Source organism: Salinarimonas sp. (assembly GCF_046292825.1).
Classification (GTDB): Bacteria; Pseudomonadota; Alphaproteobacteria; order Rhizobiales; family Beijerinckiaceae; genus Salinarimonas.
In genome coordinates this window covers 113081-126430 of sequence record NZ_JBKBQG010000003.1, presented here as the reverse complement: position 1 = coordinate 126430, position 13350 = coordinate 113081, and the positions used below count along the sequence as shown (strand labels likewise).

10 protein-coding genes are annotated in these 13350 nt (G+C 70.8%); 6 read left to right on the top strand and 4 right to left on the bottom strand.

Annotated features, from left to right (window positions below):
* Positions 1–270: 270 nt before the first annotated feature.
* The gene (locus tag ACK4UM_RS03080; protein ID WP_409795464.1) at positions 271–765 is read right to left on the bottom strand and encodes an ester cyclase; all 495 of its coding nucleotides are present in this window, start codon (positions 763–765) and stop codon (positions 271–273) included.
* 146 nt (positions 766–911) lie between these two features.
* On the opposite strand from ACK4UM_RS03080, the gene ACK4UM_RS03075 reads away from it, so the two are divergent.
* The 6 genes from ACK4UM_RS03075 (at position 912) to ACK4UM_RS03050 (ending at position 8021) form a co-directional block, all read left to right on the top strand.
* On the top strand, positions 912–1994 hold the full coding sequence (locus ACK4UM_RS03075; RefSeq protein ID WP_409795461.1) for an ester cyclase: 1083 nt from the start codon (positions 912–914) through the stop codon (positions 1992–1994).
* Positions 1995–2097: 103 nt separating this feature from the next.
* Entirely contained in the window at positions 2098–3198 is a 1101-nt protein-coding gene (locus ACK4UM_RS03070) for an ABC transporter ATP-binding protein (protein WP_409795458.1), read from the top strand.
* Between the two features lie 19 nt (positions 3199–3217).
* Positions 3218–4432, top strand: a complete 1215-nt coding sequence (locus ACK4UM_RS03065) for an ABC transporter substrate-binding protein (RefSeq protein WP_409795455.1) — start codon at positions 3218–3220, stop codon at positions 4430–4432.
* Positions 4433–4751: 319 nt separating this feature from the next.
* Positions 4752–5780 (top strand): carbohydrate ABC transporter permease, encoded by a 1029-nt coding sequence (locus ACK4UM_RS03060; protein ID WP_409795452.1) that lies wholly within the window; start codon positions 4752–4754, stop codon positions 5778–5780.
* Between the two features lie 4 nt (positions 5781–5784).
* Entirely contained in the window at positions 5785–6963 is a 1179-nt protein-coding gene (locus tag ACK4UM_RS03055) for a carbohydrate ABC transporter permease (RefSeq protein WP_409795449.1), read from the top strand.
* Positions 6960–8021: a LacI family DNA-binding transcriptional regulator gene (locus ACK4UM_RS03050; protein ID WP_409795447.1), complete on the top strand. Its 1062-nt coding sequence runs from the start codon at positions 6960–6962 to the stop codon at positions 8019–8021. Before ACK4UM_RS03055 ends, ACK4UM_RS03050 begins: the two co-directional genes overlap by 4 nt.
* A 161-nt stretch (positions 8022–8182) precedes the next feature.
* Here ACK4UM_RS03050 and ACK4UM_RS03045 read toward each other — a convergent pair whose 3' ends face one another.
* From ACK4UM_RS03045 to ACK4UM_RS03035, 3 genes are read right to left on the bottom strand one after another with little or no spacing between them, the layout of a single operon-like run.
* Entirely contained in the window at positions 8183–10831 is a 2649-nt protein-coding gene (locus tag ACK4UM_RS03045; protein ID WP_409795444.1) for a helicase-related protein, read from the bottom strand.
* Entirely contained in the window at positions 10828–12654 is a 1827-nt protein-coding gene (locus ACK4UM_RS03040) for a hypothetical protein (protein ID WP_409795442.1), read from the bottom strand. The genes ACK4UM_RS03045 and ACK4UM_RS03040 overlap by 4 nt, the downstream gene beginning before the upstream one ends.
* Complete coding sequence (locus ACK4UM_RS03035; protein ID WP_409795439.1) at positions 12651–13337, bottom strand: hypothetical protein; 687 nt, start codon at positions 13335–13337, stop codon at positions 12651–12653. The genes ACK4UM_RS03040 and ACK4UM_RS03035 overlap by 4 nt, the downstream gene beginning before the upstream one ends.
* Positions 13338–13350: the final 13 nt, after the last annotated feature.

Sequence of the window (13350 nt, the reverse complement as noted above, 5' to 3'; positions counted from 1 at the left end):
TTCTTCGTGGCCGGGCCGGGCGCGACGCGTCCCGGCGCGCGTGCGGAGCGGCATGGCGTTCATTCGGCGATCCAGCCGCCGTCGACGACGAGATGGGTGCCCGTCATCCCGGAGCATGCGGGAGACGGTCTCGACGACCTTGGCGTCGTCCGCCGCGCGGCTTTGGGCGGGCTTTCCGGACTTGAGATGGACGACGGTCACGACAGGCTCCGAACGAGAGGCGGCAGGAAGAAGCGCGAGGCCGGCGCCGAGCGCGGCTGCGGGTGTCGATCAGGGACGGGGCGGGGTGCGCTCGCCGCGGTCGAAGGCCTCCCAGCCCTCTCCGGCGAAGACGTCGCGCCCGAGCTGGTGCAGCACGCTCGCGAAATCGACGAAGACCGGGTTGTCGGCGATCCGCCCGTCTTCGACGCGCCAGAAATCCATGTAGGGGATGGTGACCCGCTTGCCCGTCGGCGCGATTCCCATGAAGGTCCCGGCATGGGTCGCCTCGATATGGCCGAAGCAGGCGGCCCATTCGCCATCGGCGAGGAAGCGCTCGGTGACGTAGACGCGATCGTGGAAGGCCGCGCGCAGCGGCAGCTGCCAATCGCGCCGGAACGCCGCGAGCCCGTGCTTCGTGCCGCAGCCGCGATTGCCGCGCCAGACGAAATCCTCGTGGAAATGAGCCGCCATGTCGTCGGAGCCGGCGGCGAGCGCCGCCTCCATCCGTTGGATGGCCGAAAGCGTCTCTTGCGAGCGGGCGAGAAGGGCTTGCGCGTCTGTCATTGGACGGCTCCGGGAGGCCGCGTCGCGTCGGCGGCGAGATCATCGTCGCGCGGCTTGCATTCGTATGCAAGAAAAACTTGCCTTCCGCCGCGCGCCGGCTCAGCATGGGCTCATCCCCCGCCCGAGCCCGCCCAAGGAGGCGTTCGGTGACATCCGGCTTCGACCCCCACGCGACCCCGTCCGCCGCTTCGCGCCGCCGCTTCCACGCCGCGTTGCGCGCGCTCGCCGAGGCGCCGCCGGACCGTCTGGACGAGGCGCTCTCCGCCGTCGCGACCGATGACGCGTCCTGGCGCGTCGCCCATCCGATCGACGAAGCGAGGGGGCGCGCAGAGGCGCTCGCGCGCGTGTTCCGGCCGCTGAAGGCCGCGATGCCCGATCTCGAACGGCGCGACGCGATCTTCGTCGGCGGCACCTACGAGGGTCGCACCTATCTCGCGGCGGTCGGGCATTATTGCGGGACGATGCGCGGCGATTGGCTCGGCATCCCGGCGACGCGCCGGCCGGTCTTCCTGCGCTACGGCGAGGTCTGGCGCATCGGCCCCGACGGGCGCGCGATCGAGGCGACGCTCCTCTGGGACGTCCTCGACCTGATGCGCCAGGCCGGCGTCTGGCCGCTCGCGCCCCCGCTCGGCAGCGCGGAGGCGTGGTCGGGTCCGATCACGGCCGACGGCGTGCGGCTCGAGCCCTCCGACCCGGAAACCTCGCGGGCGAGCCTCGCCCAGACGCTCGCCATGCATCGCACGCTCGCCGAGCACGACGACCGCGCGAGCCTCACCCGCGAGGGCCTGATCGCGATGCCGCAGCGCGAGCACTGGCACCCGCTGATGATGTGGTACGGCCCCGCCGGCATCGGCACGACGCGCGGGCTCGACGGCTTCGTCGACGGACACCAACTGCCCTTCCGCATCGCCTTCCACCGGCCGCAGGGCACCTTCGAGGCGGTGACGGCCGAGCGCGCGCGCCACGGCGCGGGCCATTACATCCGCATCGGCGACGGACCCTATTCGGTCACCGGCGGCTGGCCCTCGGTCTATGCGATCCACGCCGGCGGCGGCTTCTGCGGGCTGCCGCCCACGGGACGGCCGGTCTTCATGCGGGTGATGGACTTCTATCTCCACGACGAGGGGCTGATCCGCGAGAACTGGGTGCCGCTCGACATGCTCCACCTCCTGCGCCAGATGGGCGTCGATCCCCTCGCGCGGCTGCGCGAGGTCCTGCGACACGGCTGAATTCGCGGCGCGCGATGGCGCGCCTTTGGGCTTGCCAATCGGGAAGGCAGGCGTCACTCTGTTGCTTGCATAGGTATGCAACACGTCTACGGGAGCGCGGGGCATGGCCGAGGTTCGGCTCGAGCACGTGACGAAACGGTGGGGCTCCTTCGTGGGCGTCGCCGATTTCGACCTCACCATCGCCGATCGCGAGTTCCTGGTCCTGCTCGGACCCTCCGGCTGCGGCAAGACGACGACGATGCGCATGATCGCGGGGCTCGAGGACGCCACCTCGGGCTCGATCCTGATCGGCGGGCGACGGGTCAACGATCTCGAGCCGAAGGATCGCGACGTCGCGATGGTGTTCCAGAGCTACGGGCTCTATCCGAACCTGAACGTCTACGAGAACATCCGCTTTCCCTTGAAGGTGCGGCGCGTGCCCAAGGCCGAGCACGACGCGCGCGTGCGGCGCGCCGCCGCCATGGTCGAGCTCGACGACTTCCTCCACCGCAAGCCCGCCGAGCTCTCCGGCGGCCAGCGCCAGCGCGTCGCGCTCGCCCGCGCCATCGTGCGCGAGCCGACCGTCTTCCTCATGGACGAGCCCCTGTCGAACCTCGACGCGAAGCTGCGCGTCTCGACGCGCGCGCAGATCAAGAACCTCCAGCACGAATTGAAGGTCACGACCATCTACGTCACCCACGACCAGATCGAGGCGATGACGCTCGCCGATCGCGTGGTGGTGATGAACAAGGGCGAGATCCAGCAGGTCGGCACCCCGACCCAGATCTACGACGACCCGGCGAACGCCTTCGTCGCGGGCTTCATCGGCTCGCCGGCGATGAACCTCGTCGAGGGAACGGTCGCGGGCGGCGTCTTCGTCGCCGACGGGGTGCGCGTCGCGGGGCTCGCCGCAGCGGACGGGCCCGCCGTCCTCGGCTTCCGGGCGGAGGACGCGCGGCTCGCCGGCGAGGGCACGGCCGAGATCCGTGCGCCGATCTACACGCGCGAGCTGTTGGGCGACGCGACGATGGTCACGGTCCGCGCCGGCCGCAGCTTCGTCTCCGTGAAGGCCCACAAGGATTACCGCGCGGAGATCGGGCAGAGCGTCGCGATCCGGATCGACGCCGCGCTCTGCCACCTGTTCGACGCGCGCACGGGCGCTCGCACGACGCCCGCCCGCGCCGACCGATCCGCGGCGCAGCTGCGCTCTGCCGCCACACGATAACGCAAGAAGGGAACGAACCATGTCGTCACGCACATTCGCGCTCGCCGCCGCGCTCGGGCTCGTCTCCGGGCCCGCGCTCGCCTGCGGCTTCACCACGGACGCGACCGTCCGCCATCTCTCCGCCGCCTTTCCGGCCTGGGTGGCGGTGACGGAGGCGATGCGCGAATGCGCGCCCAACCTCCAGGCGGAGCTCGATCAGGAATTCCGCACGAAGCAGCCCACCGCCTTCGCCGCCCAGCCCTCGCTCTACCATATCGGCGGGGTGGCCAACGGCACGCTCACGCCGCTCCTCAACGCCGGCACCATCCGCCCGCTCGACGACCTCGTCGCGCGCTTCGGTGAGAATTTGAGCGAGAACCAGCTCATCCGCATCGACGGGCGCATCATGGCGATCGCGATGATGGTCAACAACCAACACCTGATGTACCGCCAGGACATCCTCGAGGAGCTCGACATCCCCGTCCCCGAGACCTGGGACGAGGTGCTCGCCGCGGCGGCCAAGATCCGCGAGGCGGGGCTCGTCGAGCATCCGATCGGCGCCACCATGCAGACCGGCTGGAACCTCGCGCAGGACTTCATCAACATGTTCGCCGGCTTCGGAGGCACGTTGATCGACGCCGACGGGCGGCCCGGCATCAATTCGGAAGCGGGCGTGCGCGCGCTCGAGATGATGAAGGCCAAGACGGAATTCATGGATCCCGAGTTCCTGGTCTCGGATTCCACCTACGTCCAGCAGCAATTCCAGCAGGGCCGCATCGCCATGGCCAATCTCTGGGCGACGCGGGCGGCGGCGATGGACGACGAGAGCGAATCGCAGGTCGTGGGCAAGGTCGGCATGGCGGCCGCTCCCCGCGCCGTCGAGGGCGGCCCGCCGGCCTCCACCATCTGGTGGGACGGCATCGTGATCGCGGCGAACATCACCGACGAGGAGGCCGAGACCGCCTTCCGCGTGGCGCTCGAGGGCCTCACCCCGCGCATGGTCGAGGCCAACAACGACGCGGCGGTCTGGCTGATCGACGGCTTCGAGCCCGGCCGCCTCGCCGAGGGCGCGATCGCGACCGCGATGCTCGGGCCGATCGCCTACCCGTCGAGCGTCGAGATGGGGCTCCTGCACACCGCGATCGGCAACAACATCGCCGATTTCCTGACCGGCCGCGAGAGCGCCGAGCAATCGCTCGCCGACGCGGAAGAGGCCTACCTCGCCGCCGCCCGCGAGGCCGGCGTCCTGCGCTGAGGCGTGCGGAGAGGGGCGCGCCAGCCCTAGATCTGAAAGTCTTTCGCTGCGGTGTCATCCCGGACGCCGAAGGCGATCCGGGACCCATAACCACGACGTGTCAGTCGCAGCCTGTAGGCTGCGTATCTCCGGCGATCGATGCTGCGAGGGTGCGGAGCGAGCGCGGCATGCGCGCTCGGACGATCATTGGAGCGTATGGGTCCCGGGTCCGCTTCGCGGCCCGGGATGACAGCCTACGAGAGATTCAACCGACTCTCAGGGCAAGGAGAGCGGCAGCACCCGCAGCACAGGAAAGCAGACCGACCGAGGAGACAGACACGTGAAGCCGCGGACGTTCTACGCCTTCGTTGCGCCCTCGCTCGTGATGATGATCCTCTTCATCGCGATCCCGCTCGTCACCGTCTTCGTGCAGAGCTTCCAAGCGACGCAGACCGTCTTCGAGCGGGTCGAGGTGGAGGCCTGCGCGCCGGGCTTTCCCGCACCGGTCTGCCGTACGGAGGTGCGTACGCGGCCGGTGCTCGACGAGCGCGGGCGCCCGGTGACGCAGACCGTCTTCGTCGGGCTCGACACCTACCGCGCGCTCCTGCAGCCCGAGGCGGTCGCCGCCGCCTTCGCCGCCGGGGAAGGCGTCTGGGCGCGGCTGCAGAACATCGACTTCTACAAGGCCCTGCGCTTCACGCTCACCTTCACGCTGATCACGCTTCCCTTCGTGATCGGGCTGGGGCTCGCCATCGCGCTCGCCGTCGACAAGCTCGCGCGGTCGGTGCGCGGGCCGATCATCTTCGTCTCGCTCCTGCCCTTCATCATCACGCCGGTGATCGGGGCTCTGTCGATCCGGTGGCTGTTCATCGGCGACGGGATCCTCACGCAGGCGCTCGTCGCGCTCACCGGGCGGCCGATCGCGATGTTCGCGCAGGGCTGGACGATCGAGCTTCTGATGCTGTTCTACCGCGTCTGGCACGTGGCGCCCTTCGCCTTCGTCGTGTTCTACGCCGGCCTCCAGACGCTCAACCGCGACACGCTCGAGAGCGCAATCGTCGACGGCGCCTCGCGCTTCGAGCGGCTGCGCTACGTGATCGTGCCCCACCTGATGCCGCTCGTGGTGTTCGTGTCGCTGATCCACCTGATGGACGCCTATCGCGTCTTCGAGGAGGTGATCGGCTTCTCATCGCAGGCACACGTGATCTCGCTGCAGTTCCTCACCTACGATTTCCTGATGCCGGACGATTCCGGCAATCGATCGATCTCGCGCGCCTCCGCCTCGTCGATGCTGACGATGGTGGGCATCGTGATCCTGCTCGTGCCGCTCCTGATCCGGGCGCGGCGCGACTACCGGCCGAGGGGGTGACGCCGTGGAGACGACCGCGAAGACCTTGCGCCCCTCGCCCGCCCTCGCCTGGACGACCCGCGCGTTCGTGGCCCTCTGGTGCCTGATCGCCGCCTTCCCCCTGTTCTGGATCGCGGTGATGAGCTTCAAGCTCCCCGTGGACGCCTTCTCGGCCAACCCGCTCGCGGTGATCTTCGGTCCGGCGACGCGCACCACCGGGCAGGGCCTCTCCGTCCTCGATCTCGCGCTCGGGATCGCGAGCCTCGCCGCGATCTGGCACCTTGCGACGCGCCGGCTCGGGGCGGCGATCGAGCGGATCGCGCCCGAGCCCTGGCTGCCCGTCGGCTGGCTCGTGGGCGGGATCGCCTTCGGCGCGGCCTGCCTCGCCTGGCTCGCGATCGCCCTGCCGGCGCTCGCCGGCGCCGCGGGGGGCGCGCTCGCGCCGGTCCCGCTGCTCGGCCTCCTCGCCGAGCCCGTGATCGGCCTCACGCTCGCCCATTACCGCAACGTCTGGGTCGATCAGGCCTTCTACCGGAACTTCGTCAACTCGCTGATCGTCACCGGCGGCGTCGTCACGATCTCGCTGACGGTGGGCACGCTCGCCGGCTACGCGCTCGCGCGCACGCGCTCCTCGCTCGCCTATTGGATCCTGATCTCGGCCCTGATCTTCCGCGCCCTGCCGCATTCGGTGCTCGTCTCGGGCTATCTGCCGCCCTTCGTGAATTCGGCCGAATGGTTGCGGCCGATCCTGGGTGACGCGGCGCCGACGCTCTACGGACAGCCGCTCGCCGTCATCCTGGTCTTGGTGGCGATCAACCAGCCCTTCACGATCTGGATGCTGCGCTCGTTCTTCATGAACGTGCCGGCCGAGCTCGACGAGGCGGCGCGCGTCGACGGGTGCTCGCATTTCGAGGCGTTCTGGCGCGTCATCATGCCGGTGATGTGGCCGGGGGTGATCACGACGGGCTTGTTCTCCTTCCTGCTCGCCTATAACGACTTCCTCGTGACCTCCCTTCTCCTCGACGCGCAGAGCCAGACCATGGTCCCGGCGATCGCCGGCTTCTTCAACCGCGAGACGACGACGACGGATCAGGTCCGCGCGGTGGCGGCGGCCGTCTCCATCACGGCGCCGCTCTTCCTCCTCGTGATGGTCTTCCAGCGCCAGATCGTCTCCGGCCTCACCGCGGGGGCGGTCAAGGGATGAGCGCGACCGTCGATCCGCCCGCCGCGAAGCCGCCCGCGACCTCGCTCGACGTCGCCCGCCGCGCCGGCGTTTCGCAATCGGCGGTGAGCCGCGCCTTCACGCCCGGCGCCTCCGTCTCGAAGGAGACGCGCGAAAAGGTCATGCGCGCCGCCGAGGAGCTCGGCTACCGCCCGAACGTGCTCGCGCGCTCGCTGATCACCGGGCGCTCGCGCATCGTCGCGCTCGTCGTCGCCTATCTCGACAACCAGTTCTATCCCGTCGCGCTCGAGCGCTTCTCCCGCGCCTTCCAGGCGCTCGGCTATCACGTCCTCGTGGTGCTCGCATCGAACGCCGACGAGGAGCTCGGCCAGACGCTCGACGACATCCTGGACTACCAGGTCGACGGCGCGATCCTCGCCTCGGTCTCCCTGTCCAACCGGCTCGCCAGGCGCTGCGCGCTCGCGGGCGTGCCCGTCGTGCTCTTCAACCGCCACCAGGACGACGAGACGATCTCCTCGGTGACCTCCGACAACCGCGCCGGCGGTCGCCGGGCGGCGGAGCATCTCGTCGATATCGGGCGCCGCCGCATCGCCCATGTCGCCGGCTGGACGGGCTCCGCGACCGGGCGCGACCGCGCGACGGGCTTCGTCGAGGGCCTCGCGGCGCGAGGCCTCGCCCCCTTCGCCGTGATCGACGGCGAATACGACCGCGAGAAGGCGATCGCCGCGACGCGGGCGCTGTTCTCGGGGCAGGAGCGGCCCGACGGGATCTTCGTCGGATCGGACCACATGGCCTTCGCCGTCATGGACACGCTGCGCCACGAGCTCGGCCTGCGCGTGCCGGAGGACGTCGCTCTGGTCGGCTACGACGACGTGCCGATGGCCGCCTGGCCCGCCTACGACCTCACCAGCATCCGCCAACCGGCGCAGGATATGGTCGAGGCCGCGGTCGAGACCCTCGTCGCGCACATGGACCGCACGGACAAGGAGCCCCGCACGGTCCGCATCGACGCGCCGCTCGTCGTGCGCGGCTCGACGGCGACGCGCGCGCCGAGGCATCGGGCCGCCCCCGGACGGTAGCGGCTCGTCCCATAGCGGCGGGGATCACCGCTCGACGGCGATCCCGCGCTCGTTCACCGAGAGCGATTTCGATGTCGATGCGGGCCGCCTCCCTCGTCGCCGACCCTTCGTCGCTTCCTCGTCCAGGAAGCGGCGCGCTGTGCCGTGCGCTTGCCCGAGCCTCACGCCTCGGCCATCTTCGGCACGTCGTCGGCGACCCCGGAACCGGGACGCTGCGCTCCCCACTTCGGTCTGGGATGGAAGTCCGGCGCCGCCGCGTCGAGCCGCTCGACGAGGCGCGCGAGCTCGGGATCCGTTCTCGCCCGCTCCCGGTCCTCGGGGGCGACGACGTCGCCGTGGAGCTGGGCGCGCAGGTCCTTCCAGCGGTCGAGGAGGATCGACCAGTGCAGGCTGTCGTAGCCCCCCTCCACCCGGATGCAATGGACGTCGATGCGCGGCGGCTCGCCCGTCTCGCGCCAGGCGTTGCCGCGAAAATCCTTCAGGAAGCGGCTGTTCTTGCGGTCGACGCGGCCGATCTGCTGCTCGACGACGCCGGGATTCCACTCGGCGTGGAGGAGGACGACCGTGCGGCATTCGTCGTGCAGGTTGAGCCCCTCGCGCCCGACCGTGGACTGCGCGACGAGAACCATCGGCCACGAGCCCTCGCGGTTGAAGGCCGCTTGCAGGAGGCGTCGCGTCTGCGGCGCCGTTGCGCCGTAGAGGAGGCGTGCGAAGCTGCCCTCGCGGCCGGAATACTCATCGAGATGGCTCGCGAGCAAGTCGCGGGTTTGGACGCCGCCGTTCGCGGGCTCGGGCTTATCGTCCTCGGCGAAACGATCGCCTGCGCCGGCGGAGAGTTCGGCGATCAAGGCCCGCGTCTCGGCGAGCAGCCGCTCTGTGGTCCACGGCGTGCGCCCGCGCGCGTCCGCGCCGCGGGCGAGGCGGCTCTCGAGCGCTTCGAGGAGGAGGCCGATCCGGCTCGTGTCGGGCGATTCGCGCGTGTCGGGCTTCTCCCAGATCTCGGCGATCGACGCCGCGATCGGGTCCTGCCCCCGCAGCTCCAGGATCTCGGCGTGGATACGCTCCCGGTTTCTTTCGCGCGCCTGGCGCTCGGCCTCGTAGCGCTCGGCGAGGAGCGCATCGACCGCATCCAAACTCTCCGGCGCGCCCGATGGCCGATCGGGAGCGCGAAGCGCCGCGCGAACGGCATCGACGGCATCCTTGCCGACGCCGCGCGCCGGCCAGTGCCGCCCATCGGCGAGATGGCGCAACAGGGCGCGGGCGTCGAGGAGCCGGGTCAGCGCCCGCAACGGGGCGACGAGCGTGCCGAACACCAGAACCTTGCGACCCTTCGCGACCGCGTCCTCGATCGTCCGCACCGCCGCGAGGATCGCCGGATGCTCGAAGAGCGTCGCGCCGGCGCCCGGCCGGACGTTGCGGGACCAGAAATCTCGCTCGGCCCCCGCAGGCTCGGCCGCATTCTCGACGATCAGCTTGTCGAGGCCGTGCCCCTTCTCGACCGTGAGCCTCAGGCGCTTGACGGAGCGATCGCTCTGCGGGAGGAGCGAGAGCGCCTCGGCCGCGCAAAACGCGCGCAGCCAATCGCGCTCCATGTCTTCGGGCAAGACCGAAACCGGCGCGACGCGCCGGTAGGAGCCGTGCTGTTGCTCGAAGGCGTGCAGCTCCTGGTCCGAGCGCTTGTCGCGGCGGATCACATAGGGCGCGAGCGCCTGCGTGAACCGGGCGGCCGCCGCCTCGAACGCGGCGACGACCGCCTCGCCGAGCGGCTCCGCCCGCAGCTTGCGCGCCGCCTCCGCATAGGCGGAGATCGGCTCCGCGAGCGTCGCCACCGCCTTCGCGGCCGCCTCGGCGTCGTCGTCGCGGCCGAAGAGGCGCGCGAGCGTGTTGCGCCACTGGTCGGCGTCGAGCTCGACGGGCGTCGCGGTGAGACCGAGCCGGAAGGGATCCGCGCTCTCCCAGATCACCGGCCCGAGGATACGCGAGAGGCTGCTGTCCTCGCCGCGGGCCTTGTGCGCCTCGTCGACCACGACGAGATCGAAACGCCCGAGCGCCCGGCCGATCACCGGCAGGACGGCGCGCCGATATTCGTCGGAGGTTGGATCGCGCCAGTCGCGGACGGACTCGATCTCGAGCGGCTCGATGTGCCGCGTCTCGTAGGCGGCTCTGGCGACCCTGTAGGTCGCCGGGCGCTCGGCCTCGTCGCGGCCGCGCAGGTTCTCGTCGATCATGCCCACGATCGCCGGCATGAGCGCTCGGCGCCACGAGGGCTCGCCGTCCGCGGACATCGGAAACCGCATGCGCGCGAAGGCATGCGAGATCATCACGGTCGTCTCGTCGCGCCAATCGCCCTCGGGCAGCTCCCGCTGCTGGCGCCGATCGCGGAGCTGCGCGTCGCGCCGCGCCTGCCACCCATCGGCGAGATTGCCCTCGCCAGGCCGGGCGTAGCCCATCACGAAGCTCTCGTAGCTTCGCAGCGGCAGGAGGGTCCTGTCGTCCCGGTCGAAGCGGCGCAGCTCCGCCTGCCATTGCGCGCCGAGGCCGCCGGGCACGACGATCGCCGCGCGCCCGCCCGAGCGCCGCACGGCGACGATCAGCGCGACCGCGATCCGCGTCTTGCCCATGCCGACCTCGTCGGCGACGAGCTGCGCCCGGCAGCCCTCGCGCAGGCGCTCGGCGATCACGCGGACGCTGGCGCGTTGGCCCTCGTCGAGGAGCGCGCTCCCCACTCCCGCGCGCTCCGCCGCATCGGCCTCATCGGCCTGCGCCTCGAGGCACTCGGCGACCCGCGACCATCCTTCGAACCCGGTCATGCCCTGCGCTCCCACAAATCCTCCGCGGCGTCGAGCCCCCATGCCGCCGCGATTCTGTCGAGCGCGACGGCGAGCGCACCCTCGTTGACGCCTTCCGGCAGGAACTCCGGGTCGGCGAGCGCGGTCAGGGGGTTCGCGCGCGCGGCGACGAAGGGGGCGATCATGGCGGCCTCCGTCTCGACGAGGCGTGGGAGATCCTGGCCGAGCTCGCGGCACCAGCGCTGCCAATCGCGCGGGTCGAGATCCTTCTGGCGCTCGGCGAGACGCACGACGAGGCGCATCATCTGCCGCACCGGATAGGCGCGCGCCGGATCGGTTCCGTCCGCGCCGACGTCGTCCATCTCGCCCACGATTTCGGCGTCCGGCTCTTCCTCGTCCTCCCCCGCCGCGATGGGGGCGGCGGGGAAGCGGCCGAGGCCGGCGAGGATGTCCTCGAGCCCGACCGGCCCGCGCTTCGGCACGACGAGCGCCCCGTCCGCGCGCACCGGCACGCGCCAGCCGCTCGGACGGAGCGTGACGAAGGCGGGCGGCGGCGCCGGCCACGGGCAGGGAAGCCTCGCGATCGCGCCTGATTCTGCGAGGACGTCGATCGGCACCTTGCATGCGGCCGGGGCGAAGAGCTCGCCGTCCGCCCATTCGAGAAAGGTGACGGGAGGCGGCGGCGGCGGCGGGAGAGGCGCGACGAAGGGCTCGCCTGGAGCGAGATCCCCGATCTCGACCGTGCTCCCGAAATCGCCCGGAAGAAGCTTCGAGATCGGCTTGACGGCGTTGCCACGCCAGCTCAGCTCGGGATCGGGCGCGAGAACGATGCCGGCCTCGAGGTTGCCCCGGGCCTCGGCGGTACTCTCGAAGCCCGCGCGGCTGAAATTGGCCGAGCCGATATAGAGGCGCGACTCGCCGATCGCCCCCGACCCCGCTTGCTCGGAAATGAAGAGGAACTTGGCGTGGAGGCGGACATTCGCGTCCCCATGAAGTTTGGACGCCGGTTTCCGGAACCGCCACCGTTTCTTGTCCAGCGCGGCCGCCTGCGCATACAGCCCCTGGCAATTGTCGGGGTCGACAACGAGATCGCGATCGGCTCCCTTGGCGAGCCTGCGCTCGCGAACGAGATCCTTGCGCAGGCGCTCCAGAAGCCCCGCCTCGGCGTCTTCCTCGCTCGCCTCCCAATAGCCCGATCCGATCGCGAGATAGGCCATCTCGCTGCGCGGGAGCCGCGCGAGGAGCTGGCGGCGCATCGTCTGCGTGCGCGTGTCGACGAAGCGCGGCGTGCGACGGCTGTCGGGGAGGCTCTCGATCGCCTCCCGGAACGCCGCGTCGGGGAGGTGCCCGTCGAAGGTCTGGCGCAGGAGGCTGTCGTCGGCGAGTCCGCGCAGCCAGCCGAAAAGCCCGTCGGCGGCGCGGATGTCGGCGACGAGCTGCGGGTCGCGCGCGCCGACCGCGATCTCGCCGCACCAGAACATGTCGATGCTCGTCGTCAACGGCTCGGCGGTCCAGTTCCCCGTGCTGACGGCGAGGCGCAGACGATAGCCGTCCCCCTCGCCGTCGGCGCCGCGCCTGCGGAAACCGAGGAGGGCGACCTTGGCGTGGAGGAGGTTGAACGGCTCGTTCCGAAAATGCATCCAGGCAATGCCTGGAATATCCGTGACCGCACCCGCGTTCGGGTGGATGAAGGCGGCGAGATGGGGCCGCGAGCCGTCGCCCGAGAAGGTGCGGGCGATCCGCTCGAGCACGTCGCGGCTCGCGGTGAACCCGCAGAGCATCCCGAAATCGCCGGTGTGATCGTCGTCGGGCGGCATGAACAGGGAGAGGAGGCTGTGGCTCATGCTGCGGCCCTCCCCTGGTTTCCGCCAGCGAGATCGTCCGTGAGCGCGAGGAGATTGGCGATGCGCGGCAATTCCGGCACGTCGGAGCGCGGGGCGCCCTCTTGGTCGTCTTGGCCGGGTGGCGCTGCGCCGAAGGCGGGACCGGGCGCGAGCACGTCGTCGCGCAGCACGATCACCACACCGTCGCGCCGGGCGAGGCGCTCGAGGAGGCCGTCGGGCGAGCGGCAATCTTTCAGGAAGGCGAGACTGTCGCTCTCCTTCGCCGCCTCGATATGAGGCGCCGCGAACGCGGCCTGCGCGACGCACGCCGCGATCCGCTCGCGGATCGTCTCGTCGGCGAGCGCATCGGTGAGCGTGAGAGCGGGCGCGTGACCGGCATCGCGTCGCGCCGCGATCCGCGCCTCGACCGCGCCGAGCACGCGCAAGGCGGCGTCGCGCAGGCGGACGGTCGCGATGCCGCCCCTGAGATCGACGAGGTGATCGGCGGCGACGCCCGCGGGCTCCTGGTCGAGGAGCGCCTGCGATGTCCAGCGGCGCCCATGGTCGCGAACGGTTTTGCGGCGCGCGGCGTCGGCGCCCTCGCCGTAGATGCGCCGGCCGATATCCGCCCGCAGCGCCTCCGGGAGCGGGGCGCGCGGGAGAATGCCGTCGTGAATGCGCCATTCGTGCGATCGGCCCTCCACCCATGCCGTGGTC